General features: G+C 64.4%; 24 protein-coding genes and 1 tRNA gene. 14 read left to right on the forward strand and 11 right to left on the reverse strand.

Annotation, left to right across the window (positions count from 1 at the left end):
• Positions 1 to 13: 13 nt before the first annotated feature.
• Genes JY500_RS09610 through JY500_RS09620 form a run of 3 tightly spaced genes read left to right on the forward strand, consistent with a single transcriptional unit; the run spans position 14 to position 1,190 of the window.
• Positions 14 to 205, forward strand: coding sequence for a hypothetical protein (locus JY500_RS09610; protein WP_206256190.1), 192 nt, complete (start codon positions 14 to 16; stop codon positions 203 to 205).
• A 1-nt stretch (position 206) separates the two neighbouring features.
• A complete protein-coding gene (locus JY500_RS09615) occupies positions 207 to 959 on the forward strand; it encodes a sulfite exporter TauE/SafE family protein (RefSeq protein ID WP_206256191.1) in 753 nt (250 codons plus the stop codon).
• 54 nt (positions 960 to 1,013) lie between these two features.
• Positions 1,014 to 1,190, forward strand: coding sequence for a hypothetical protein (locus JY500_RS09620; RefSeq protein WP_172199168.1), 177 nt, complete (start codon positions 1,014 to 1,016; stop codon positions 1,188 to 1,190).
• Positions 1,191 to 1,245: 55 nt separating this feature from the next.
• On the opposite strand, the gene panB is transcribed toward JY500_RS09620, so the two are convergent.
• The 6 genes from panB to JY500_RS09650 all read right to left on the reverse strand — a co-directional run bounded on the left by panB (position 1,246) and on the right by JY500_RS09650 (position 6,159).
• On the reverse strand, positions 1,246 to 2,061 hold the full coding sequence (gene panB, locus JY500_RS09625) for a 3-methyl-2-oxobutanoate hydroxymethyltransferase (protein WP_206256192.1): 816 nt from the start codon (positions 2,059 to 2,061) through the stop codon (positions 1,246 to 1,248).
• Between the two features lie 114 nt (positions 2,062 to 2,175).
• Positions 2,176 to 2,811 carry a deoxynucleoside kinase gene (locus JY500_RS09630; RefSeq protein ID WP_172199173.1) on the reverse strand — a complete coding sequence of 212 codons (636 nt, stop codon included), beginning with the start codon at positions 2,809 to 2,811 and terminating at the stop codon, positions 2,176 to 2,178.
• A gap of 94 nt (positions 2,812 to 2,905) precedes the next feature.
• Positions 2,906 to 3,394, reverse strand: coding sequence for a 2-amino-4-hydroxy-6-hydroxymethyldihydropteridine diphosphokinase (folK, locus tag JY500_RS09635; RefSeq protein WP_206256193.1), 489 nt, complete (start codon positions 3,392 to 3,394; stop codon positions 2,906 to 2,908).
• A complete protein-coding gene (pcnB, locus tag JY500_RS09640; RefSeq protein ID WP_172199177.1) occupies positions 3,391 to 4,749 on the reverse strand; it encodes a polynucleotide adenylyltransferase PcnB in 1,359 nt (452 codons plus the stop codon). Before pcnB ends, folK begins: the two co-directional genes overlap by 4 nt.
• A gap of 58 nt (positions 4,750 to 4,807) precedes the next feature.
• Positions 4,808 to 5,473: a histidinol-phosphatase gene (locus tag JY500_RS09645; protein WP_206256194.1), complete on the reverse strand. Its 666-nt coding sequence runs from the start codon at positions 5,471 to 5,473 to the stop codon at positions 4,808 to 4,810.
• Positions 5,470 to 6,159: an HdaA/DnaA family protein gene (locus tag JY500_RS09650; RefSeq protein WP_206256195.1), complete on the reverse strand. Its 690-nt coding sequence runs from the start codon at positions 6,157 to 6,159 to the stop codon at positions 5,470 to 5,472. Before JY500_RS09650 ends, JY500_RS09645 begins: the two co-directional genes overlap by 4 nt.
• Before the next feature lie 177 nt (positions 6,160 to 6,336).
• Here JY500_RS09650 and JY500_RS09655 point away from each other — a divergent pair, with 177 nt between their 5' ends.
• Positions 6,337 to 7,062 (forward strand): MgtC/SapB family protein, encoded by a 726-nt coding sequence (locus tag JY500_RS09655; RefSeq protein ID WP_172199183.1) that lies wholly within the window; start codon positions 6,337 to 6,339, stop codon positions 7,060 to 7,062.
• Between the two features lie 3 nt (positions 7,063 to 7,065).
• Entirely contained in the window at positions 7,066 to 7,854 is a 789-nt protein-coding gene (locus tag JY500_RS09660) for an SIR2 family NAD-dependent protein deacylase (RefSeq protein WP_206256196.1), read from the forward strand.
• A 3-nt stretch (positions 7,855 to 7,857) separates the two neighbouring features.
• On the opposite strand, the gene JY500_RS09665 is transcribed toward JY500_RS09660, so the two are convergent.
• Positions 7,858 to 8,967, reverse strand: a complete 1,110-nt coding sequence (locus JY500_RS09665) for an AIR synthase-related protein (RefSeq protein ID WP_172199187.1) — start codon at positions 8,965 to 8,967, stop codon at positions 7,858 to 7,860.
• A 250-nt stretch (positions 8,968 to 9,217) separates the two neighbouring features.
• On the opposite strand from JY500_RS09665, the gene xylB reads away from it, so the two are divergent.
• The 4 genes from xylB to tal all read left to right on the forward strand — a co-directional run bounded on the left by xylB (position 9,218) and on the right by tal (position 15,277).
• Positions 9,218 to 10,684 carry a xylulokinase gene (gene xylB / locus JY500_RS09670; protein ID WP_206256197.1) on the forward strand — a complete coding sequence of 489 codons (1,467 nt, stop codon included), beginning with the start codon at positions 9,218 to 9,220 and terminating at the stop codon, positions 10,682 to 10,684.
• A 36-nt stretch (positions 10,685 to 10,720) separates the two neighbouring features.
• Entirely contained in the window at positions 10,721 to 12,034 is a 1,314-nt protein-coding gene (gene xylA, locus JY500_RS09675; protein ID WP_183632858.1) for a xylose isomerase, read from the forward strand.
• 181 nt (positions 12,035 to 12,215) lie between these two features.
• Positions 12,216 to 14,213 carry a transketolase gene (gene tkt / locus JY500_RS09680; protein ID WP_206256198.1) on the forward strand — a complete coding sequence of 666 codons (1,998 nt, stop codon included), beginning with the start codon at positions 12,216 to 12,218 and terminating at the stop codon, positions 14,211 to 14,213.
• A complete protein-coding gene (gene tal / locus JY500_RS09685; RefSeq protein ID WP_206256199.1) occupies positions 14,210 to 15,277 on the forward strand; it encodes a transaldolase in 1,068 nt (355 codons plus the stop codon). Before tkt ends, tal begins: the two co-directional genes overlap by 4 nt.
• Before the next feature lie 120 nt (positions 15,278 to 15,397).
• Here the strand turns inward: tal and JY500_RS09690 are convergent.
• Positions 15,398 to 15,472: transfer RNA gene (locus tag JY500_RS09690), tRNA-Val, on the reverse strand.
• Positions 15,473 to 15,590: 118 nt separating this feature from the next.
• Between JY500_RS09690 and gltX the strand changes: the two genes are divergently transcribed.
• Entirely contained in the window at positions 15,591 to 16,988 is a 1,398-nt protein-coding gene (gltX, locus tag JY500_RS09695; protein ID WP_206256200.1) for a glutamate--tRNA ligase, read from the forward strand.
• Positions 16,989 to 17,347: 359 nt separating this feature from the next.
• Here the strand turns inward: gltX and JY500_RS09700 are convergent, their stop codons facing one another.
• Together JY500_RS09700 and rlmM are read right to left on the reverse strand one after the other, a co-directional pair.
• Entirely contained in the window at positions 17,348 to 17,731 is a 384-nt protein-coding gene (locus tag JY500_RS09700) for a YchJ family protein (RefSeq protein ID WP_206256201.1), read from the reverse strand.
• Positions 17,728 to 18,798: a 23S rRNA (cytidine(2498)-2'-O)-methyltransferase RlmM gene (gene rlmM, locus JY500_RS09705; protein WP_206256202.1), complete on the reverse strand. Its 1,071-nt coding sequence runs from the start codon at positions 18,796 to 18,798 to the stop codon at positions 17,728 to 17,730. Before rlmM ends, JY500_RS09700 begins: the two co-directional genes overlap by 4 nt.
• Positions 18,799 to 18,869: 71 nt before the next feature.
• Here rlmM and JY500_RS09710 point away from each other — a divergent pair, with 71 nt between their 5' ends.
• The gene (locus tag JY500_RS09710) at positions 18,870 to 20,375 is read left to right on the forward strand and encodes a cyclic di-GMP phosphodiesterase (RefSeq protein ID WP_206256203.1); all 1,506 of its coding nucleotides are present in this window, start codon (positions 18,870 to 18,872) and stop codon (positions 20,373 to 20,375) included.
• Positions 20,372 to 22,177, forward strand: a complete 1,806-nt coding sequence (locus JY500_RS09715) for a putative bifunctional diguanylate cyclase/phosphodiesterase (RefSeq protein WP_206256204.1) — start codon at positions 20,372 to 20,374, stop codon at positions 22,175 to 22,177. Before JY500_RS09710 ends, JY500_RS09715 begins: the two co-directional genes overlap by 4 nt.
• Positions 22,178 to 22,203: 26 nt before the next feature.
• On the opposite strand, the gene JY500_RS09720 is transcribed toward JY500_RS09715, so the two are convergent.
• The gene (locus JY500_RS09720) at positions 22,204 to 22,671 is read right to left on the reverse strand and encodes a hypothetical protein (RefSeq protein WP_206256205.1); all 468 of its coding nucleotides are present in this window, start codon (positions 22,669 to 22,671) and stop codon (positions 22,204 to 22,206) included.
• Between the two features lie 146 nt (positions 22,672 to 22,817).
• Here JY500_RS09720 and JY500_RS09725 point away from each other — a divergent pair, with 146 nt between their 5' ends.
• Both JY500_RS09725 and ugpQ read left to right on the forward strand, forming a co-directional pair.
• Positions 22,818 to 24,095 (forward strand): extracellular solute-binding protein, encoded by a 1,278-nt coding sequence (locus JY500_RS09725; protein ID WP_172199220.1) that lies wholly within the window; start codon positions 22,818 to 22,820, stop codon positions 24,093 to 24,095.
• A gap of 8 nt (positions 24,096 to 24,103) precedes the next feature.
• Positions 24,104 to 24,841 (forward strand): glycerophosphodiester phosphodiesterase, encoded by a 738-nt coding sequence (gene ugpQ, locus JY500_RS09730; protein WP_206256206.1) that lies wholly within the window; start codon positions 24,104 to 24,106, stop codon positions 24,839 to 24,841.
• The last annotated feature ends 74 nt before the right edge of the window (positions 24,842 to 24,915 follow it).

Genomic DNA, 24,915 nt, shown 5'->3' on the forward strand with positions numbered 1-24,915 from the left:
CGGACGAGGCGCGGTGTTCGCTTGGCGAAAGACGGCCGACGATCGCGTCTTCATCGACTGGCATGGTCGTACCGTCACGGTGCTGGCTGGCACCGATGCGAGCCGATTTCTGGCACGCATCGCGACCGCTGACGATGCGACTGCACAAGGCTTGATGGCGCGCGCCACAGGCAACTTCCGCCGCGGAAACGAAGGCGGGCGATGACATGAGCCTCGAGTGGATGGTTCTGCTGCTGGCCGCTTTGCTTGCCGGCGGGCTCAACGCAGTGGCCGGGGGCGGGAGCTTTCTCACGCTGCCAGCGCTGGTTTTCGCGGGCGTGCCGCCGGTCGCGGCGAATGCGTCCGGCACGCTTGCGCTGCTGCCGGGCTACGTCGCGAGCACGCTGGGCTTCCGCCGCGAGTTGGGGAGTCTCGACCGCCGGCGGCTCGGCTTGACCCTGCTGTTAAGCCTTGTAGGCGGTGCGGCGGGTGCCGGGCTGCTGTTGATCACGCCGAATGCCGCATTCCAACGCATCGTGCCCTGGCTCCTGCTGTTGGCGACGCTGCTGTTCGCGCTGGCGCCCTGGTTGTTGGCGTGGCTCGCGCGGCGTGGCAAGGGCGAGGCGGGTGCGGGCGCGGCGGCGGCAGGCGTCGCCATCGTGTCGGTGTACGGCGGCTATTTCAACGGCGGCCTTGGGATTCTGTTGCTCGCGATGTATGGCTTGCTTGGGGAGCGCAGCCTGAATCGCGCCAATGCGCTGAAGAACCTGGTGTCGGCGGTGCTGACCACGATTGCAGCCGTGCTCTATGCACTGGGCGGTGTCGTTGTGTGGCAGAAGGCGCTGCCGATGATGGTCGCAGCGGTGATCGGTGGCTACCTCGGCGCGCGTCTGGGGCGTCGGCTTCCGCCGCCGATACTGCGGTCGGCGATCGTGCTGACGGGCATCGTAATGGCGGCGCTATTTTTCGCCCGAGGCTGACATGGGCCGAGCAGCCTGCTAGATTGACAGCCTGTTCCCCGAGGAGGCTGCCCCATGAAATCAATGTATTCCCTTGCCTGCGTTGCAGCCTTGCTGCTGTCGGCGCCCGCATTTGCCTGCCCCGGTGGTGACATGGCCGACCACAAGGCTAGCGCAGACGCCAAGAAATCCGCTTCGACGAAGTCGCCGAGCAAAACGGCAGACAAGAAAACCGACGCAAAAAAGAGCTGAGCATTCGCGCTCAGATGCAAAAAGGGCCGCTGTCTGCGGCCCTTTTTCTTTGTGTTCAGTAAGTGTGTTCCGGTGCCGGGAAGCTGCCGTCCTGCACCGCAGCCACATAGCGTGCGACGGCATCGTCGATGGTGCTCGCACCGTCCATGAAGTTACGCACGAAACGCGCCTTGCGGCCGGGGAAGATGCCCAGCATGTCATGCAGCACCAGGACCTGGCCATCGGTGTCCTTGCCGGCGCCGATGCCGATCGTCGCCATCGTGGTGAGGGCGGCCGTCAATTCGGCGGCGACCGACGCAGGCACCATTTCCAGCACCACGAGCGCCGCGCCGGCCGCTTCCAGCGCCAGCGCGTCGCTGATCAACTGGCGTGCGCCTTCTTCGGTACGGCCTTGTACCCGGTAGCCGCCGAGCTGATTGACCGCTTGCGGTGTGAGCCCGATGTGCGCGCATACCGGAATGCCGCGTTCGACCAGGAAGCGCACGGTTTCCGCCATGTAGGCGCCGCCTTCCAGCTTGACCATATGTGCGCCGGCGGCCATCAACGGCGCCGCATTGCGCAGCGCTTGCTGCGGACTCTCCTGGTAGCTGCCGAAGGGCATGTCCGCCACGATCATCGGCCGCTTGCTGCCGCGCGCGACGCACTGCGTGTGATAGACCATGTGTTCGAGGGTGACCGGCAGTGTGGTGCTCTGGCCTTGCAATACGTTGCCGAGCGAGTCGCCGACCAGCAAGACGTCGACGCCGTTGCGCTCGAGCAAAGCGGCAAAGCTGGCGTCGTAGCAGGTCAGCATCGCGATCTTGCGACCTTCTGCCCGCATTTTCGCGAGCTCATGGAGGGTCACTGGGCGGTCGTTCTGGAGATAGGTCATCGTGGGACTTCCTGGCTGCGGGCGCGTTGCGGATCCATGCGGATTGCCGGGTCCGGAGGGCTGCCCGCCGATCGGGCCGGCAACCTGCGTCCTTGCGTTAGGGCGGTGGATGGATTACTGGGCGTAGCCGAAGAATTCGCGGTAGCTGCGCATGGCGGTCAGGCGTTCAACCAGCAGTTCGAAATCGTCGTCGTGATCGACCGGGTTGAGCACCTCGGCATTCACGATGAACAGCGGTGCGGCGTCGTACTGATGGAAGAAGCTCGCGTAGCGTTCGGAAACGTTGGCGAGGTAACTCTCGGTGATGTTGCGCTCGGCGCCGACGCCGCGCTTGCGTACGCGATCCATCAGGATTTCGGGCTGCGCCTGCAGGTAGATCACCAGGTCGGGCCGCGGAATCTGCGGCTGCAGCGTGGCGTAGAGCCGCTGATAGAGCCGCTCTTCGTCTGCGCCCAAGGTGAGGCCGGCGAACAGCGGATCCTTTTCGATCAGGAAATCCGACACCACACGCCGATCAGCCGGGTGATTGGCGAATTGCGTCAGCAGATCGTGCCGCTGGTACAGGAACGAGACCTGCGTCGCCAGCGCCCAACGATCCATGTTGTCGTAGAAGCGTTCAAGGAACGGATTCAGCTCGGGTTGTTCGAGCATCAGATCGGCATCGAGCCGGCGTGCGAGCCGCTGTGCGAAGCTGGTCTTGCCAGCACCGATCGGACCTTCCACGACGATATGGCGCGCCTTGTCGAGCATGCTGTCCTGCGTCCTGAACTGTTGATTTAGACCTCGCCAAGCATACACAAGCCGGCCGTTCGCTGCTTTGACATGCTGGCGCCATGCGGCGTACTTACTCGATCCGCTCGATTCTTTGATCCCGCACCGATGGCAGCAGGGCCGAAACGCGGCCGTGGCCGGGCAGGCGCAGGTCGGGGTCGATCTCGGCCAGCGGCACAAGCACGAAAGCGCGTTGGTGCATGCGTGGGTGCGGTAGGATCAGTTCCGGGGTGTCGAGCGTGATGTCGCCGTAGAGCAGCAGATCGAGGTCAAGCGTGCGCGGCGCATTGCGGAAACTGCGTTCGCGGCCGTTGCTGGTCTCGATCGTTTGCAGTGCACGCAGCAAGGACAGCGGTTCCAGGCCGGTGTCGAGCGCCGCGACGGCGTTCCAGTAGTCGGGCTGGCCCGGGGCATCGACCGGAGCGGTGCGGTAGTGCGACGAGCGCGCCACCAGCCGGCTTTGCGGCAGGCGCGCAAGCGATTCGAATGCGCGATCGAGCGCCGCGCGTGGTTCGCCAAGGTTGGCGCCCAGCGCGACCCAGGCGCGCACCAGCGGAATCATTCCTTGCCTGACGCGGCGTTGTCGGCGGCACCGCCCGGTTTGCGGCGACGGCGGCGACGCTTCTTGGCAATGCCGTCGCGGTCGGGCACCAGCATGGTCTCGCGCGAATCCGGATTGGCGTCGGCAAAATCATTCCACCATTCGGCGAGTTCCATCGGCACTTCGCCGCTCAGCGCGCGCAGCCGCAGGAAGTCGTAACCAGCGCGATAGCGCGGCTGTTCGAGCAGGCGATGTGGCGCCTTGCCTGCGCGCCGCTCGAAGCGCGGCTGCAGGGCCCAGATTTCCTTGATGTCGGCCGAAATCTTGCGAGTGATCGCAAGCTTCTCGGCTTGCTGATCCAGCACCTCCGACATCGCGTCGAAGAGCGCGGCCTGCGAGGGCTCGCCGCGTGCCTTGCGTGCTTCCCAACTGGCCAGTGCTTCGTGCCACAGCAGGGTGGCGAACAGGAAACCGGGCGATACCGGTTTGCCGGCACGCACGCGATCGTCGGTGTTCTCCAGCGCAAGCCAGACGAAACGCTCGCCCATCGGCTGCTGAAGGATCACGTCCAGCAAGGGCAGCAGGCCGGTATGCAGGCCTTCCTCGCGCAACTGCTTGAGGCACGCGACGGCGTGTCCGCTGGTCAGCAGCTTGAGCATTTCGTCGAACAGCCGGGCCGGCGGTACGTTTTCGAGCAGCTCGGCCAGTTCCAGGATCGGCTTGCGCGCGGCAGGGTCGATGACCAAGCCCAGCTTGGCCGCCATGCGCACTGCGCGAAGCATGCGCACCGGGTCTTCGCGGTAGCGGGTGACCGGGTCGCCGATCATGCGCAGCGTCTTCTGCTTGAGGTCGCCGACGCCGTGGTGATAGTCGATCACCGTTTCGCTGCTCGGGTCGTAGTACAGCGCGTTGATCGTGAAATCGCGTCGCGTCGCGTCTTCGGCCTGCGAGCCCCACACGTTGTCGGCGAGGATGCGGCCGTGTTCGTCGGTGTTGGTGTCTTCGCTCTGCGACGCGCGGAAGGTGGAGACTTCGATCGTTTCTGGCCCGCTCATCACATGCACGATGCGGAAGCGGCGGCCGATGATGCGCGAGCGGCGGAACAGCTCGCGCACCTGATCGGGCGTGGCATCGGTGGCGACGTCGTAATCCTTCGGCGTGATGCCGGCGATCAGGTCGCGTACTGCGCCGCCCACAACGAAGGCCTTGAAACCCGCTTCCTGCAGCGTGCCGCATACACGCCGGGACGCCGGCGAAATGCGATCGCGCGTAATGCCGTGCTGGGCAACCGGAATGATGGCCGGTTCGATGGAGCGAAGCGCGGTGGCGGTTACCGGATCGCGGCGGAAAACACGGCGCAGAAGCTTGCGGATCATTGGGTGGCTATTCGTCTTTTTCTTTGAAAAATCCACTAATTGTAACAGCTGGGGCGGATTAACCACGCAGGCTCAGGATCTTCCAGCCATGGCGCTCGGCGTGTGCGCGCAAGGTTGGGTCCGGATCAACCGCGACCGGGTCGCTGACGCGCTCCAGCAGGGGCAGGTCGTTGCGCGAATCGCTGTAGAACCAGGTGCGCTCGAAACTGCCCCAGTGCAGGCCCATCGATTCGAGCCAGTTTTCCACGCGCTCGATCTTGCCTGCCTGGAAGGCGGGTGTGCCGCGCGGCGCGCCGGTGAATTCGCCAGCTTCCTGGGCCGGCGTGGTGGCAACCATGTGCGGTACGCCCAGCTTGCGCACGATCGGGCCGGTGACGAAGGCATTGGTGGCCGTGACCACCGCGCACATGTCGCCCGCGGCGATGTGCTGGTCGACCAGCGCCTGGGCTGCGGGCAGCCACATGCCGTCGACCCGCTCGCGCATGAACTGCTCGTGCAAGACTTCGAGTTCAGCGCGAGGGCGCTTGGCAAGGGGCCCGAGCGCGAACGCGAGGTATTCGAAGATGTTCATCGTGCCGGCTTTGTACTGCTCGTAAAACTCGGCATTGCGCGCTTCGTACTCGGTGCGGTCGACCAGACCGTGATCGACGATGAACTGACCCCACTCATAGTCGCTGTCGCCAGCGAGCAGTGTGTTGTCGAGATCGAACAGCGCGAGATTCATGAATCCTCCGGCGGGTACTGCTCGCCCTGCATCAGGTCACGCAGCAGGGGCAGGGTGGGGTTGCGGTGGCGGGCCAGCGACACGTCGTCAAGCTGATCGATGGCCGCGAGCAGTGAGGGCAGATCGCGGCGCCCGTGCCGCAGCAGCCAGCCGATCAGGTCCGGCTCGAGCATCAGGCCTCGGCTCAGCCCGTAGAGCGCCAGCATCTCTTGCTTCTGGCCGTCATCGAGCGCCTTGAGTTCGAAGATCAAGCACTGGCCGATGCGCGTTCGAACGTCTTCGCGCAGCCGCAGGCCCGAAGGCGGCACCTTGCCGGCGATCAGCAAGGCGCATTGGCGGGCGGGGGCGCGGATGAAGGCGCGAAACAGCGCGGCAGCGCCTGCGGCGTCCAGATCCTGCGCGTTGTCGACGCACAGCAGCCCGCGTTCGGGCAGTGGGTAGTCGGCATCTTCGACAACCGGGCCGGCGAGGGCCGCTTCGCGCCCGGCCGCGCGCGTTTCAGCCAGCGCGGCCGCCAGCAGATGGCTGCAGCCGCTGCCGGATTCACCCCACAGATAGACGGCCGCCGGCTGCCCGAAGCTCGCGAGCAGGCGGACAGTGTCGAGCGCTTCGCCATTCGCGCCGACGACGAAGTTGTCGAAGCGTGGCGTGCGCTCCGGGCGCAGGTCTAGGGTGAGTTGTCTCACGGCGGGGGCTGTGTGCGGCGAGGCCGCGACGGTTTCGAGTGGGCTGGCGACGGAAAACCCATAACTGTAGACGGGCGAATCGGCTGACTCAACCTGAACGTTTCGGTAAGTACCGGCCGCCTTGGCAAAGCGTGCGGCATTTCGCAGGCAAGCCCGTGAATGATTAGGATGGCGGCTATGGAACTCCTCAGTCACCACTGGTCGGCTACATTCATCAGCGCGAACGTCTTCGTGCTGCTGCACCTCGTCGCCGCGTGTCTGCTCGGCTCGTTGATCGGTTACGAGCGGTCCTTCCATGGGCGCGCTGCTGGCATGCGCACTTATGCGCTGGTGTGCCTGGCATCGACCGCGCTGACCGCCGTGCTGGGGTTTCCCGAGGTCTGGTACGGCGGCAAGTTCCCTTTGGGCGGAGGTGGTGACCCGACGCGTGTGATCCAGGGCATCGTCACTGGCATCGGATTTCTCGGCGCCGGCATGATCGTGCGTGAAGGGCTGACGATCAAGGGCTTGTCCACCGCAGCGTCGATCTGGGTGACTTCCGCCGTGGGTGTCTTGCTCGGGTTGGGTTTTCACCTCGCGGCGATTGTCTCGGCGATCCTGACGGTTTCGCTGCTGAGCGGCATGCACTGGCTGGAGCGGCGACTGCCGCGTCAGACCCTGACGCATCTGAATGTGCGTTTTCCACGAGCGCGCACGCCCGACGAGCAAGCGCTGCGCAATCTGGCCGAGCGGCACGGGTTCTCGCTGCTGGAAACCTCGTATCGGCTTGGTGACGGTGGCAACTACTTCGAATACCAGGTCGCTTTGAAGTCATACGGCAAGGGCCGCAGTGCGGATCTGGCGCACGATCTGGCGGCGAATGCCGATGTGCTGGAATTCCGGCTATCCCCACAGCGAGACTGAGCCATGTTGTCCAACCTGGAACCCGAACTCTCCGCGATCGCCGCCCATTTGCGTCGGGCGCAGCGCGTGCTGTTCATCACCGGCGCTGGCATCTCAGCGGATTCCGGCTTGCCCACGTACCGCGGCATCAATGGGCTCTACGACGGTCAGGCGACGGAAGAGGGGCTTGATATCGAAGACATGCTCTCCGGTGAAATGCTCCGCCAACGCCCGGATCTGACTTGGAAGTACCTCGCCCAGATCGAGGCCGCATGCCACGGCGCTGCCCCGAATGACGCACACCGCGCGCTGAGCATGATCGAGGCGAGCGGTACGTATTCGCTGGTGCTGACGCAGAACATTGATGGCCTGCACCATGCTGCGGGCAGCCAGAACCTGATCGAGATTCATGGAAACCTGCGCCGCTTGCGCTGCCTTCAGTGCGGCGGTCGCGAAACGGTCGATACCTTGATTGGGCGACCACTGCCGCCCGTCTGTCACCACTGTGGCGCGCTGATGCGGCCCGAGGTGGTGCTCTTCGGCGAACGGCTCGACGAGCGTAACCTCGAACGCCTTTACTCTGAGATCGCCGAGGGCTTCGATCTGGTTTTCAGCATTGGCACCACCAGCACGTTTCCGTACATCGTGGAGCCGGTTGCCTGGGCGATCCGGGCAGGGGTGCCTACGGTCGAAATCAACCCACAGGAAACCCAGATCAGCCCGTATGTGCGCTATCGATTGCCACTGCGGGCCGCAGAAGCAATGAGGGCGCTGCTTGCGCGCAGCGCCCTTGGCTTTGACGAGGTCGGCTGAGGCTTACGCGCGCAGGTGCAGTTCGTCTGCCGCGTAGGTCAGGGACAGCGGTTCGATCACAACCTGCTTCGGGCCCGCTTCGACGCGGCCAGCCACCCATGCCTCAATGCCTGCCGCACGCGCGATTTCCGCGGTGCGCTCGGCGTCCTCTGCCGCGACATAGAGCGCAAAACCCGCACCCATGTTCAGGCTGCCGTAGGCTTCGCGGTCGTCGATGCCGGCCTTCTCCTGGATGAAGGCGAGGACCGGCGGTACCGGCGGCAGCGTATGGATGCGGTAAGTGAAGCTGCCGGGGTGACGCATGATCTTGCGCCAGCCATGGCCGGTGATGTTGGCGCAGTAGTGCGGAATGATGCCGGCAGCGAACAGCGCTTCGGTCACCGGCACATACAGCGCGGTAGGGTCCAGAAGCGCTTCGCCGTAGAGGCGGCCATCCGACAGTTTGCTTGCGTAGCCGTCGGGCAGGCGCTCGACCAGCTTGCGAGCCAGGCTCACGCCATTGGCGTGGATGCCGCTGGAGGCGAGGAACACGATCGCGTCGCCGTCGGCGAGCTTGTCGCCCAGCGTCAGGTGTTCGCGTGAGCGCACGATGCCAACCGACGAAGCGGCCAGATCGATGCGGCCGGCCTCCACCACGCCCGCGAGGGCCGGCGTTTCGCCGCCACCCCAGCTCACCTTGCAGACATCGCAGGCGCGCTGCCAGCCGTTGACCAGGTCGCGCATGCGTTGCTCGTCAGCAAACCAGTCACTACCGCCCGCCGACCAGTAGGCGTGGATCGACATCGGCGTGGCGCCGACTGTAATCAAATCGTTGACGGCCATCGCTATCGTGTCCTGCGCGATGGAGTCGTAGTGCGTACGGCCGGTAATCGGGCGCACGGCATCGGCGACCAATGCCTTGGTGCCGAGGCATTCGGTGATCGATGCGATCAGCACGCCGCCCACGTCCATCACGTACGCCGATTCGCCACGCGAAGCGGGGATTTCGCTCACGCCGTGCGCGGTGAGGTTACCCTTTGTGGCACTGGCGGCCTGTTGGGCGAGAATCTTGAGCGGGTCGATCTTGCTGTAGTCGACACCGGCGGCGGTGTAGTCGAGGGGGGTCTGGCTCATGGCGGGTCCTGCGCAAATAAGGCCGCGATTCTATCGCGACCGGCACCGCCGCAGCCAGCAACACGCCGGATGGCGATACGCTATGCAAATGCACTAGGGCTTTGAGGCAGATCGGAGCAGCTTTTAAACGCTTGTTTCAGACTTTTTGTAAATGCACGAACAATTAGTTTGACGGTCGAACAAAAGAGGTCTAAATTTCAATCAACGGCACCGGCGCAGGGTTGCACCGGCATTAAAGGACGCTTGGACCATGTATCTCGGCATTGACCTCGGCACCTCGGAAGTGAAAGTTCTGCTGCTGGCGGACGATCACCGCATCGTCGCAACAGCGGGCGAGAAGATTGGGCTTTCACGCCCGCAACCCCATTGGTCGGAGCAAGATCCGGCGGAGTGGTGGTCGGCCACCGGCCGCGCGATGGCGGCGCTGCGCAAACTCGTGCCGAACGACTATGCCGCGGTAAAGGCGATCGGCCTGTCGGGCCAGATGCATGGCGCGACCTTGTTGGGTGCCGAAGACCAGGTGCTGCGCCCGGCCATCCTGTGGAACGACACCCGTTCCGCCGCTGAATGCGCTGAGCTGATGAGCCGCTTGCCGGCGCTGCCGCAGATCGCCGGCAACCTCGCGATGCCGGGCTTCACCGCGCCCAAGTTGCTGTGGGTTGCGAAACATGAGCCGGACGTATTCAAGAAAGTGGCCAGCGTGCTGCTGCCGAAGGATTACCTGCGGCTGCTGATGACCGGCGAGAAGGTGTCGGAAATGTCCGACGCGGCCGGCACGCTGTGGCTGGATGTGGCCAAGCGGGATTGGTCCGATGAACTGCTCGCTGCGACCGGTCTGACTCGCGAGCAGATGCCGCGCCTCGTGGAAGGCGGCGAGGCCTCAGGCAAGCTGATGCCCGCGGTGGCCGAAGCATGGGGCCTTTCGCGCGATGTGATCGTCGCCGGCGGCGGTGGTGACAATGCGGCCAGTGCGGTGGGCATCGGCGCGGTCGCTCCGGGTGACGGCTTCCTGTCGCTCGGCACCAGCGGTGTGCTGTTTGTCGTCACCGACAAGTTCCGCCCGAATCCGGCGTCGGCAGTGCATGCCTTCTGCCACGCGGTGCCGGGGCGCTGGCACCAGATGAGCGTGATGCTGTCGGCGGCGAGCTGCCTGAGCTGGGTGACGCATCTGGTGGGTGCGGCCAACGAGGGCGAATTGCTCGCGCAGGCCAATGCGCTGACCGATGCGCAGCGCGACGCTGCACCGATCTTCCTGCCTTATCTGTCGGGCGAACGTACGCCGCACAACGACGCCCAGGCGCAGGGCGTGTTCTTCGGCCTCAATCACGACACGACGGCCGCCCACCTGGCCTACTCGGTGATCGAAGGCGTGGCCTTCGGCACCATGGATGGCCTTGCCGCGCTGCAAGCAGCCGGCACCCAGGTTGGCCGGCTTGCGCTGGTCGGCGGCGGTTCGCGCAGCGCCGAATGGGCCCAGTTGCTGGCAAGCCTGCTCGATACCGAAATCGTCACCCTCGAAGGCAGCGAAACCGGTGGTGCGCTTGGCGCGGCACGTCTGGGTTGGCTTGCCGCTGGCGGTGTTGAGGCGGAAGTCTGTCGCGCGCCGGCGATCCGCGCACGCTATACCTCGAACATGGAACAACGCGCGCGCCTGCTGCCGCGCTATCAACGATTCACTCAGCTCTATCCGCGTATTCGCGACCTCTTCGCACGCTGACGCGGCCCCCTACACCAAAGCAAAAGGAGACTCAAAATGGCTGCCTACTTCCAGAACATCGACAAGATCAAATACGAGGGCCCGGATTCGCAGAACCCGCTGGCGTTCAAGTACTACGACAAGGACCGCCTGGTGCTTGGCAAGCGCATGGAAGACCACCTGCGTTTTGCCGCCTGCTACTGGCATACCTTCTGCTGGAACGGGCTTGACCCGTTCGGCGGTGACACCTTCCAGCGCCCCTGGCACCAGATCCCGAACGCCATGGAAGCGGCGATGGTGAAGGCCGACGTCGCCTTCGACTTCTTCTCGAAGGTGGGCGTACCGTTCTACTGCTTCCACGACCGTGATGTGGCCCCGGAAGGCGCGACCCCGCGCGAAAGCGTTTCGAACCTGCATCGCATCGTCGACATCCTCGGCCAGAAGCAGGAAGAGACCGGCATGAAGCTGCTGTGGGGCACGGCCAACCTGTTCAGCCACCGTCGTTTCATGTCCGGCGCCTCGACCAACCCGGATCCGGAAATCTTCGCGATGGCCGCGCTGCAGGTGAAGGAGGCGATGGACGCCACGGTGAAGCTGGGCGGCGCCAACTATGTCATGTGGGGCGGCCGTGAAGGTTACGAGACCCTGCTCAATACCGATCTGAAGAGCGAACTGGCGCAGATGGGTCGCTTCCTCAGCATGGCGGTCGACTACAAGCACAAGATCGGCCTCAAGGGCCCGATCCTGATCGAGCCGAAGCCGCGCGAGCCGTCGAAGCACCAGTACGATTTCGACACCGCGACGGTGTACGGTTTCCTCAAGCAGTACGGTCTGGAAAACGACGTCAAGGTCAACATCGAAGCCAACCACGCCACGCTGTCGGGCCATAGTTTCGAGCACGAAATCAGCACGGCGATCGCGCTGGGCATCTTCGGTTCGATCGACATGAACCGCGGCGACATGCAATGCGGTTGGGATACAGACCAGTTCCCGAACAACATCCCGGAAACTGCACTGGCGATGTATTACATCCTGCAGGGCGGCGGCTTCACGACCGGCGGCCTGAACTTCGACGCCAAGGTGCGCCGTCAGTCGATCGATGCCGAAGACCTGTTCTACGGCCACATCGGTGGCATGGACGTGTCGGCCCGCGCGCTGCTGATCGCCGAGAAGATGATTACCGATGGCAAGTTCGCGCAGATCACCCAGGATCGTTACGCCGGCTGGCGCGACGAGTTCGGCCAGCAAGTGCTGGCAGGCAAGCTGGGCCTGGATGCTGTGGCGCAGCGCGTGATCGACCGCAATGTCGACGTCGCGCCGAAGTCTGGCCGTCAGGAACTGATCGAAAACCTGCTCAACAGCTACATCTGAGCCACGCGCGGCTAGCGGCCGCGTGAAGGGGCGGGCCGGGGTTCCTCGGCTCGCCGCCAACGATGTTGGCTGCATTCCTTTCCCGAATCGATGGACGGAAAAGCTGATCCCGGCTGGGCGGCGTTTCCGGCGGGTGGGGCTGCGCTACGCTTCTGACGCCGAACCTGAAAAGACGCTCCCGATGATTACATCCCAATCTCTCGCCGACGCCCTTCGCATCCTCGCGATGGACGGCGTACAGGCCGCCAACTCGGGCCACCCCGGCATGCCGATGGGCATGGCAGAGGTGGCCGTTGCGCTGTGGCACCGCCATCTGCGCCATAACCCCGCTGACCCAAAGTGGGCCAACCGCGATCGCTTCGTGCTCTCGAACGGCCATGGCTCGATGCTGCTCTACGCGCTGCTGCACCTGAGCGGCTACGACCTGCCACTGGATGAGCTCAAGCGTTTCCGGCAGTTGCACAGCAGGACGCCTGGTCACCCCGAGTACGGCTACACCCCGGGCGTTGAAACGACCACTGGTCCGCTGGGGCAAGGGATTGCCAATGCTGTTGGCTTTGCGATGGCCGAACGCCTGCTCGCGGCGGAATTCAACCGCGAGGGCTTTCCGGTCGTCGATCACCGCACTTACGTGTTCCTCGGCGACGGTTGCATGATGGAAGGTGTGTCGCACGAAGCCTGTGCGCTGGCTGGCACCTGGAAGCTCGGCAAGCTGATCGCGCTCTACGACGACAACGGCATCTCGATCGACGGCCACGTCGAACCGTGGTTCTCGGATGACACGCCCAAGCGTTTCGAAGCCTACGGCTGGAACGTGATCCGCGATGTGGACGGGCACAGCATTGACGCAGTGGATCTCGCGTTGCGCCAGGCGCGCGCGCAGGACGAACGGCCGACACTGATCTGCTGCAAGACCGTGATTGGCAAGGGCTCGCCGAACAAGGCCGGCACGCATGATGTGCATGGCTCGCCGCTCGGTGCCGACGAAATCGCGGCGACGCGTGCTGCTTTGGGTATCACCGCCGGCCCCTTCGAGGTGTCGGATTCAGTGCGCGCGATCTGGAATGCGCGGGAGCAGGGTGGCGCAGCACAGGCGGCGTGGGCCGATCTGTTCGCGCGCTATCAGGCGGCCTATCCGGCCGAGGCCGCGGAATTCCTGCGCCGTACCAGTGGCGCATTGCCGGCTGATTTCGCCGCCCGTGCCGACGCCGCGCTGAAAGAGATCGACGCCAAGGCCGAGACAATCGCCAGCCGCAAGGCCTCGCAGAACGCGATCCAGGCGCTCGCGCCGCTGCTGCCGGAATTCCTCGGTGGTTCCGCGGATCTGGCGCCGTCCAATCTGACGATGTGGAAGGGCTGCGTGCCGGTGCGCGAGGCGGGTGGCAACTACTTGAACTACGGCGTGCGCGAGTTCGGCATGGGCGCGATCATGAACGGCATCGCGCTGCACGGCGGCTTCCGCCCATTTGCCGGCACCTTCCTGATGTTCAGTGAATACGCCCGCAACGCGATCCGCATGGCGGCGCTGATGAAGGCCAATCCGATCTGGGTGTTCACCCACGACTCGATCGGCCTGGGTGAGGATGGCCCGACGCATCAGCCGGTGGAGCAAACCGCCACGCTGCGCATGGTGCCCAACCTTGACGTCTGGCGCCCCTGCGATGCGGTGGAGACCTTTGTCGCGTGGCGTACCGCGGTCGAGCATCGTGCATCGCCGACCTGCCTGATCCTGTCGCGCCAGAACCTGCCGCATCAGCCGCGCAGCGCAGCGCAGATCGGCGCGATCGCGCGGGGTGGCTATGTGCTGAGCGATTGCGACGGTGCGCCGCAGGCCGTGCTGATCGCGACCGGCTCGGAAGTGGCGCTGGCGGTGGAGGCCCAGCAGCGATTGCAGGAACAAGGCGTCGCCGTGCGTGTCGTATCTATGCCATCGACGTTTGCGTTCGACCGGCAAAGTGCAGACTATCGTGCCTCCGTTCTGCCGCGCGGCGTGCCGCGGGTGGCGGTGGAGGCCGGCGTCACCGACGGCTGGCGCAAGTATGTCGGCCTTGAGGGGGCGGTGATCGGTATCGACACCTTCGGCGAATCGGCGCCGGCGCCCGTTTTGTACGAACACTTCGGCATTACCTCCGCCCGCGTGGTCGAGGTGGTGCTCTCACTCGTCAGGGAAGCAGCATGAGTCGTCTGAAAGCGATTAGTGCCCTCGGCCAGCAGGTCTGGCTCGATTCGATCTCGCGCAAGCTGATCGAAAGCGGCGAACTGGCCCGACTGATTGCCGAGGACGGCATCTCGGGCGTGACCTCCAATCCGGCGATCTTCCAGCAGGCTCTCGCGAAGGACCCGGCATATGCGGCGGCCAAGGCGGCTCTGCCTGCAACGCTGACGGATGCCGAAGCGCGTTTCGAGGCGCTCGCGTTGCCGGACATCCAGGCGGCCTGCGATGCCTTCCTGCCGCTGTTCGACGCGAGCCACGGCAACAAGGGCTTCGTCAGTTTCGAAGTGTCGCCGCGCCTGTCGCGCGATGCGGAAGGCACCTTCGCGGCTGCGCAGCGTCTGTGGAATGCGATCGCTCGGCCAAACGTGATGATCAAGATCCCGGCCACGCCTGAAGGCTTGGTCGCGATTCGCAAGTCGATCGCTGCCGGCATCAACATCAACGTCACGCTGATGTTCTCGCCTGCCCATGTCGAAGCGGTGGCGCAGGCGCATGCGTCGGGCCTGGCTGATCGCGTAGCCGCCGGCCTGCCGGTGGGGCAGATCCGCTCGGTGGCCAGCGTCTTCATCTCGCGCGTCGACAGCAAGATCGACCCGCAGGTAAGCGATGCGCTGAAGGGCAAGGTGGCGATTGCATCCGCCCGTGCCGCCTACGCTGATTGGCAGGCGCACTGGAGCGCAACCGGCGACCGCTTCGCCGCGTTGGCGGCGGCCGGCGCGCATCCGCAGTGGTTGCTGTGGGCGAGCACCGGCACCAAGAATCCGGCGTATTCCGATGTGCTGTACGTCGAGACGCTGATCGGTCCCGATACGGTGAACACTGTGCCCGAGGCGACGCTCAACGCGTTCCGCGATCACGGCCATGCGGCCGCAACGCTGGCGCAGGATCCGGCTGAGGCGCGTGCGACGCTGAAGGCGCTGGCGGAAGCGGGCGTCGACATCAACGCCGTGGGTGAGCAGTTGCAGAACGAGGGGTTGGTGCTGTTCGAGCAGGCCTTCGAAACCTTGCTCGGATCCGTCGGCGCCTGATCCCTGATTGACGCGAACGTAAGAACGGCAGCCTTCGCGCTGCCGTTCTTCTTTTGTGCTGACGGTGACCAGAAAAGCAAAAAGCCCAGCGAGGCTGGGCTTTGCGTTTCGTGCAGTTGGTGGTGGGCAGTACTGGGATCGAACCAGTGACCCCTGCCGTGTGAAGGCAGTGCTCTACCGCTGAGCTAACTGCCCAACGTGCAGCGAAGTCCGCAACTATACCGTGCTCGAATTTGCAGGTCAATACTCTGCGTGATGCGCAGCTCCGCTCCGGTAGAATGGCGGTCTTTTCCGATTCCGGCCATTCATTGCCATGACTCGACGCATCCGTACCCGATTCGCTCCCAGCCCGACCGGCTTCCTTCACATTGGCGGTGCGCGCACTGCGCTGTTCTCGTGGGCCTATGCCCGCCATCACGGCGGCGACTTCATCCTACGGATCGAGGACACCGATGTTGCGCGTTCGACCCCCGAGGCGGTGCAGGCGATCCTGGACGGCATGAACTGGTTGGGCCTGGAATGGGACGAGGGTCCGTTCTACCAGATGCAGCGCATGGAGCGTTACAAGCAGGTGATCGGCCAGATGCTGGAGGCGGGCACTGCTTACTACTGCTACACCACGCCCGAAGAGCTGGATGCGATTCGCGAGGCGCAGCGCGCTCGTGGCGACAAGCCGCGCTACGACGGCCGCTGGCGTCCGGAGCCGGGTAAGGTGCTGCCGACACCGCCCGAAGGCGTGAAGCCGGTGGTGCGCTTCAAGAACCCGACATCTGGCAAGGTGGCATGGACCGACGTCGTGAAGGGCGAAATCGAATTCGACAACGCCGAACTGGATGACCTGATCATCGCGCGCCCGGACGGCACGCCCACCTACAACTTCTGCGTGGTGGTGGACGACTGGGACATGGGCATCACCCACGTGATTCGCGGCGACGACCATGTGAACAACACGCCGCGCCAGATCAACATCCTGCGCGCGCTCGGCGCCGAGGTGCCGCAGTACGGCCACCTGTCGATGATCCTCGGCGACGACGGTCAGAAGCTCTCCAAGCGCCACGGCGCGGTCAGCGTGATGCAGTATGACGACGACGGCTACCTGCGCGATGCGGTGATCAACTACCTCGCGCGCCTGGGCTGGAGCCACGGTGATGACGAGATCTTCTCGCGCGAGCAGTTTGTCGAATGGTTCGATCTCGATCGCATTACGCCGTCGGCCGCGCAATTCAACTTCGATAAGCTTGACTGGCTCAACGCGCACTACATCAAGCAGGCCGACATCGCGACCTTGGTCACCGACGCCGCGCGCCGGCTGACGCAACGTGGTGTATCGCTGGCCGCTGGCCCGGCGCTGGAGGCGGTCATCGCGCTTTACCGCGAGCGGGTGAATACCCTGGTGCAGTTGGCTGACTCAGTGGAGCCTTACTACATCGATGTGACGCCGTCGGAGGAACTCTCCGCGCAGCACTTTACTGACGCTGCGAAGGCGGCACTGGCGTCGCTGCGTGCCCGTCTTGCGGACGTCGCTTGGGACAAGGCCGCGCTGAGTGCAGCGATCAAGGAGACCTGCACCGAGCATGGTCTGAAGATGCCGCAAGTGGCGATCCCGCTGCGCGTTGCGTTGTTGGGCGTGGCGCAGACGCCGGCGATCGATGCGGTGCTGGAAGTGATCGGCCGCGAGCGCGTGCTGGCGCGCCTGGCGCGCATCGCCTGAGGCGTTGCAGTGCTTCACTGAAGAGGGCCGCTTGTGCGGCCCTTTTTTCTTGCTGCCGCCAGAACGTGAAAGGGCCGCGGGGTTGGCCGCGGCCCTTTTTGTTGCTGACCGGTTGAACCGGTTTGGATCGTTTCCGTTTCCGTCTATTTCTGTCAGGCAACGCATCGTTGCCTGTGTGTGCATTGACGGCCGCATCCGGCCGGACTTTAGCGCCAGATAAGGTGACGAAATGTTTCCGAGATTATTCGTTTGGCTTATCCACAAAAGCTGTGCATGACTCTGTGGGTAAGCTGTGGGTAGCGCGGCCTATCGACCGCCCCGTCTGAGCCGGGTTACGCTGATGCACTTTAGGGCAGTCGTCAGGTCTCGTCGATGATGCCGTCGAGGTAGAACCATTTGCCCTCGATGCGCAGAAAGCGGCTTGTTTCATGGAGCCGGTGTGCGCGACCGCCCACCTTGTAGCGCGCCACAAATTCGACGCTTGCCTGATCGCCGTCTTCCGCGTGGGCTCGTACATCGAGGCCGATCCATTTCGGTGCCGGGGACTCGTCCAGATCAAGCGCTGCGGGCCGCTTATCCGGGTGCCAGGTTGCGAGCAGGTAGTCGGCAAGTCCGAGCACGAAGGCGCTATAGCGCGACCGCATCAGGTCGACTGCGGTAGGGGCAGGCGCCCCAGCGTGCCAGCGCCCACAGCAGGCGGTGTAGCGGCCGCCACCGCAGGGGCAATCGACGGTTGTTTTCATCCGTGCTTGATTGAGGCGAGATAGCCGGTGACTTCTTCGCGGTCGTGGTACAGGTGCTTGAAGCGCAGCGTCCAGTCGCGGCCGGAAACCGACATCCGCTTGTAGATCAAGTTGCGCGCCTGCTCGATCGCGTCGTGGCGCTTCTTCATCGGCAGTTTGAGGTTGAACATCGAGCGCCGGCAGCGGCCCGAGGCCACCCATTCGGCGACCAGCTGCGCAACGCGCGAAGGCTGCTCGACCATGTCACAGACCATCCATTCGACCGGTTTCGATGGCTTCCATACGAAGCCGTCCGCGCGCACATGTTCGACCAGGCCGGTTGCCCTAACGCTTTCGCTCATCGGGCCGTTATCTACAGCAGTGACCAACAGGCCACGGCTAACGAACTGCCAGGTCCAGCCACCGGGTGCGGCGCCGAGGTCGACCGCGCGCAGCCCTGCACGCAGCGATGAGTTGCGTTCGTCCTCGCTGAGCAGCCCGAAGAACGCCTCGGCGAGCTTGAGCGTCGAGCGGCTGGGCGCTTCGCGCGGCATACGCAGGCGTGCGATACCCATCGGCCATGGCGATGCGTTGGCGGGGTCGGATGTGCAGATGAACACATGCGAAGAATCGATGAAGAACAAATGCAGGTTGGGTGCATCGTTCCGATCCACCAGGCGGCGGCCTTCGTGCAGCGCGCGTTCAAGGTGCGGCATGAAGCGTTTGAGGAAGGACGACAGCGTCTTTGCCTCGTTGGTATCCGCCGTCTCCGCCCACACGCGACCGAAGCGGCCATGTACGCGGTTGATCGCAGCCAGGATCGGCGTCAGCCGGTCCTTCTCGGGCAGGTCTTCGAGCGATTCGCGCACCCATACCAACTGGCGCGCGAAGATCAGATGGTCGTACGAGACGACGCGCTGCGCCTCTTCGAGCGGTGCGTCGAATTCATGCAGCACGAAGCCGCTATCCGGCGTGGCCAGCGAGTGGCCTGCGACGCCGGATTTTGCGCAGCGTGCCGCGAACTCGGCGGCAAGATCTTTTTCGAAGCCCGGGCGGCAGTAGGCGATGGCGCGGCTGGTAAAGTCCATGGTGGATCCATTGCGGAAGCAGGCCTGTGATGTTACCCGATGGGCCGGGCAGAACTTGAGGAGAGCTTGATTTGAAGGAGTTTCTTGCGGCGTCGGATCTCGAGCTTGGGATGTTCGTGGCTGAGCTCGATCGTCCATGGCTGGAGACACCTTTCCTGATGCAAGGCTTTCTGATCGAGTCAGAGCAGCAGCTTGCTCAGCTGCGCGGCCTTTGCCGCATCGTGCTGATCGACCGCGAACGCTCCGAGTCGCGACACATGCGCGCGCCGGCGGCCACGCCGCGCGACCCCGCGCCAACGTCGGTTGCTTCGGAGCGGCCACTGACGATGGTGCGGCAGTCGGCGCCGACTGATTTCTTCCAGCTTCTGAAGTTGCTCAAGGCATACGACAGCGAGGCGCCTGCTGCCGCGCGCGGCGAGGCGCCTGTCTTCGCGTGGTCGCCATCGCGAACCGCGGTGGGTGGCTTTGGTGGCGGGGCTGACGAATCCGAGCCCGCCGAGCGTGGTGGCGTCTGGGGCTGGCTGCGTGCGCGCGCGCGCCGGCTTCGTCGGCGTGAGGCGCCGGCGGACCAGGTTTCGGACGAATCGGATGAGCCGACCACCGATCACCCCTATCCGATCGACGTTCCGCTCGAACAGGAGTTGCTTGCGGCCGCGCCGATCCATGCCGAGGCGATGCTGGCGGTAAAGGACATCCTGCGAGATGTTGAACGCCAGGCGCCGCCCGATCTGGGGCGCGCGCGCGAGGTGGTGCAGGACATGATGCACAGCGTGACGCGCCATCCCGATGCGCTGCTGTGGCTCACGCGGCTCAAGCGGACCGATCGCTACACCTACGATCACGCGCTCGACTGCAGCACCTACATGATGGTGTTTGCGCGCCACCTCGGCCTGCCGCAGGACCGCATCGCGATGCTGGGCATGGCTGGCATGCTGCTGGATATTGGCAAGCTGACGCTTTCCGCGCGCTTGCTGGCCAAGACAACGGCGCTTACGCCACTTGAATACGACCTGTTCAAGACGCACGTCGAATCCGCAATGAAGATTCTCCGGGCCGACGCCTCGATCGATCCCGCGCTGGTCGAAGTTGTTGCACTTCACCATGAACGCATCGATGGCAGCGGCTACCCGCGCGGCTTGTCTGGCGAGGCAATTGGTGTGTTCGGTGAAATGGCGGGCATTGTCGATAGCTTCTGCGCAATGACTCGCCATCGCTCATGGCGGCCGGCGGTGTCGTCGCAGCAAGGGTTGGAGGCGCTGATCGGTCTGCGGGACGAGCGTTTCAGCGCGGGCCTGATCGATCAGTTTGTTCAGTGCATCGGCATCTACCCGGCCGGTACGCTGGTTGAGCTCAATTCCGGCGAGGTCGCGGTGGTCGTGGCGCAGAACCGGATCCGGCGCCTCAAGCCACGCGTCATGGTGCTGCTCGCGAGCGACCGTACGCCCAACGCCAATCCGCACACGCTGGATCTGCTCTACGACCCCGCGGTGCCCGGGCGGGAGGAAACCTACCGGATCGTGCGTTCGCTGCCTGAGCGCGCCTTTGGCATCGACCCAGCGCAGTTTTACCTCGCATGAATCGACTCTACGACATTCTGCCGTTCGTGCCGGTGCCGACCGAGGTTGCGGACGACCTGGCGGCTCATGGATTGAGCGGGCTGGAGCAGTCTGCGCTGCGCGCACTCTGGCATAGCACCGATATGGCGGCGCTGCGGGATCGTTTGCATGCAGCACTCGAGCCGCTTGAGGCCGACGCAGCGATGCGGGCCGGCGATGCGCTGGCCGCGAAGTTTTTCAACGCCTGTCTTGACGTGGTCGGCTGGGAACTCGACCCGGCGTGGCCAGAACGTATGCGCGCGCAATGGCTGGCGCTCCAGCTTGCCGCGGTGCCAGTCGGCCTTTCCGCGCGGGTGGCGTCGGTTGTGGTGACAACCTTGCAAACGGACCTCGCGGCGCAGCGAGCGAGTCTGTCGGCGCTCGACGCGATGCTGATCCCGATTGTGTCGCGGATAGGCTTCTTTCTCGTTGGTTTGCTCGACGGCGCCGCCAGCGTGGCAGAAGCCCAGGCGCGGTTGCTGGCGGAGTACGTTGAGCCGGATTCGGGCTTGCCGAATCGTGCTGCGCTGGAGCAGATCTTCTTGCCCGCCGAGGCGGATGAGCCATCGAGTGCGATGCTTGCCGTCGCGCTGATGTGGGGCGGGAGTGCGATCGTCCTCAATAGCGCGGATCGCGACCGCGCTCGCATCGAAGTCGGCCGCGCGTTGGCCAAACGGGCCCGCGCGGGGGATTCGCTGTGTCGCGTTGGTGACGATGAATGGGTGTTGTGGGCGCCTGGCATTGGTGCCGGGGTACGCCCGCAACTTGCGGCCGCCGCGTTGCTGGAGGCTGGTGAGCAGGCGATGCGCAATGTCGGTCTTGCCGCGCACGCGACACTGGCCGTCGGTGGTGCGCTGACGCCCGAGGACGGAGGGACCTCCGACAAAGTGTTCAACGCTGCCCGGCGCGCGCGCGCCGCTGCGCTGCGCGAGGGTCGAACGATCCGCATCGCGGGTCCGGAACTGGAGCTTGAACGCGCCGAGCGTGTGCAGATCGAACGCGAGTTCATCGAGGCGCTGCGCAACAATGCGTTTGACCTGCACCTGCAGCCGGTGATCCAGCTTTCCGACGGTGAGTGCGCCGCGGCCGAGGCTTTGCTTCGCTGGCAGCGGGCCGATGGCAGCGCGGTGTCGCCACTCTTGCTGGTGGCGATGGCTGAGCAATTTGGTCTGATGCAGCAGCTCACGCGTCTCGTTGTCCAGCGCGCAACGGCGATGTTGAGCGAACTGAGTGTGCAGGGTGTGCCGATCGGGCTCGCCGTCAATCTGGCAGGCAGCGACCTGCGCGATCCGGAACTGCCCGAGTTCATTTCCCAGGCGATTGCGACCTGGCGCATCGCGCCTCAGCGACTGACGTTGGAGCTGACCGAGGGCTCGATGATCGCTGACGATGCGCAAACGATGAGCGTGATCGCGCGCTTGCGCGACGCGGGCCACGGTGTTGCGCTGGACGATTTCGGCACCGGTTACTCGTCCCTTGCGTGGCTACGCCGGCTGCCGGCAACGCGCCTGAAAATCGACAAGATGTTCGTGCAGAAGATGCCGGAAACTGCGCAGGATAGAGCCATCGTGCGCTCAGTCGTACAGCTTGCCCAGGGCTTGGGTTTGAGCGTGATCGCTGAGGGGGTTGAGCGCGAAGAGCACTTGCAGATGCTGCGTGCGATGGGCTGCGATGCTGCCCAGGGATTTCATATTGCTAGGCCAATGCCAGTGGACGCCTTTGTTGCCTGGTGGCGGCACTGGAATAGCGAGCATCAGGCAGCCTGGCCACCCGTCTCGGGCTGAACGCTGCGGGGTGAAAAAGGCCCGCGTCAATGCGCGGCGGATTTTCGCGCGGGCGTCTTGGTGGCGGCCTTGCTTGCTTCCCCCTCGGCGGGTTTCTTCGCGTCAGCCTCGGTGCTGCCTTCGGGGGCTGAAGCCTCGGTGGAGGCCGGCTTGCTGGGTGTTTCGGATTCCGTTTCGGTGTCGGATTCCGCTTCGGTCTTCTTGCGCGATTTCGGAAGCGGCGGGGGGAGAGACGGTTTGATGATTTCGAGCTTCTGCTCGGTCATGTAGTCGTTCATTTCCTTCCAGCCGTTGAAGATCGCAGCCTTCGGCGCTTTCGGATTGATCTGATAGCAATCTTCAAGGGCTCGGCCTGCGTGCCGGCAGGCGGCACCGATTGCCTTGCCTTCGGCCTCTACCGCCTTGCCGTCCTCAAGCCCCAACTGTTCGCAGCCGCTCAAGGCGCCCAGCGCAATCGCGGTAATCAAGGTCAGGATCGGGCGGCGGCGTTGCATGACAGGGCTCCGGAGCAAGGTCTTCCAGCAATGATTACGTCCCCCGCGGGCAGAACTTGACCGAATTCTCGTGTCAAGGACATTTATGACGTTTGTCGCGCCTATAATCGCGGCTCTCCATGCCGTCTTCATTGAGTCGCACAACCATGAATACACGTAGCCTGATCACGCCGATCGCCTTGTCGCTGGCCCTTTTTGCCGCCCCGGCCTTCGCCGCGCCTAAGTCCGCCAAACCAGCCGCGCCGGCCGCAGCCTCGGCGGACATCGAAATCTCCAGCCAACTGCCCAAGGACAAGCAGGAGGCGCTGCAGGCGCTGATCGCGCGTTTCAACGAGAGCAACAAGGGCGCGCGCATCGTTCTGACTGATCGCGCATGGGATGCGGGCGCGCCCGCTGCAGCCCAGATTCTCGACGGCGCCAGCGAGGATGCATTCCTCACCGGCAAGCAGCGTTACAAGCCGCTCTTCGCGGTGGTGAAGGACGCAGGCGTCAAGCTCGACGTGGCGGAGCGCGCGTCGCCGGTGGTCGCGCCGGTGGCAATCGATGCCAAGGGCCGTTTGCTGGGGCTGCCGATCGGTCTCGCGACTCCGGTCTTCTTCATCAATCAGGACGTGTTCCGCAAGAATGGGCTTGATCCGGCGGCCGTGCCGCATACCTGGGCGGAAGTGCAGGACACTGCCGGCAAACTGATCGACGCCGGCGTCGCATGCCCGCTGACCGTGGCTCGCCCGGCAACGGTATTGCTCGAGAACACCGCGGCCTGGCACAACGAGGCCTTCGTGAACGCGAAGGGTGAAGTCGCGGTCAACGGCCTCAGCTATGTCCGCCACCTTGCCCGCATGGCGTCGTGGCAGAAATCGCGCTACCTGCAGCTGTTTGGTCACGGTGACGAAGCTGTCGATCGCTTTGCGAGCGGTAGCTGCGCGATGCTGATTGCGCCGCAGTCCGCGATGCCGGTGGCCAGCAAGGGTGGCTTTTCGATCGGCGTGAGTGCGCTGCCGTACTACCAGGACGTTCCCGGTGCGCACCAGAACACCATCGCCGACGGCCCCGCGCTGTGGGTTTCGGCCGGTCGCAGTGCCGCCGAATACAAGACGATTGCACGCTTCGTCGCATTCTGGCTTGAGCCGACGCAACAGGTTGATTGGATGCGTGCCACCGGCTACTTGCCGCTTAACCGCGCAGGCTATTTTGCGGCGAGCAGCCGTACGCTGGGTGCAGAACTCGGCCACATCAAGATTGCCGTTGACCAGTTGATTGCAACGCCGGCGACGGCGAACTCGCGCGCCACGGTGCTGGGCAGCAGCCCGCGCGTCTTGCAGGTTCTGAATGACGAGCTCGATTCCGTGTGGAACCAGGGCAAGGCGGCCAAGTTGGCGCTGGATGAAGCGGTTGCCCGCATCCGCGCGCTGGGCATTCGCTGAGCACTGCCATGAACCAGTGGCCGCTACCGCGGGTGCTCGCGCATCGCTGTGGCGGCACACTGGCGCCCGAGAACACGCTGATCGGGCTTGAGTTCGCGGTCGCGCACCGCTGCTTTGGCGTCGAGTTCGATGTCATGCTTTCCGGCAGCGGTACACCGATACTGATCCACGATGAAACCCTCGATCGCACCACGACCGGCTTCGGTCGCGTTTGCGATACACCGGATGCCGCATTGTTGGGCCTCGACGCAGGTGCGTGGCACTCGGGCCGCTTTGCCGGTGAGCGAGTCCCCTTGTTTGCTGATGCGATTCGGCGCTGCCGTGCGTTGGGTATTGCGGCAAACGTCGAGATCAAGCCGGCGGAAGGTTTTGAACTGGCCACCGGTCGCGTCGCCGCTGCAGTAGCCGCGGCCGGTTGGGCAGGGGCTGATCGGCTGCCATTGCTGTCGTCGTTCAGTGTCACCGCCCTCGCGGCCGCCGCAGAAGCGGCGCCGCATTTGCCACGCGCGATTCTGTTCGACGCGCTTGCGCCGGACTGGCTTGAACAGGTCAGGGCGCTTGGCGCAGTTGGCGTCGTCTGCAACGCGAATCGTCTTGATGCGGCAACGGCCGCTGCGGTCAAACAGCACGGCTTCGGCCTCGCCGTCTACACCGAAAACGATCCGCTGCGCGCGCGGCAACTCTTCGACTTTGGTGTCGATTCGGTGATCACCGATCGGCCCGATCTCGTTACCGCAGCATCCTGAACGTTGCGCCTGATTGGCGCGAGGCCCGGTGGTGCATGGCCGGCCGGGGCTTTCAGTTACAATCCCGCGTTTCC

The sequence above is a fragment of the Niveibacterium microcysteis genome, from assembly GCF_017161445.1.
Classification (GTDB): domain Bacteria; phylum Pseudomonadota; class Gammaproteobacteria; order Burkholderiales; family Rhodocyclaceae; genus Niveibacterium; species Niveibacterium microcysteis.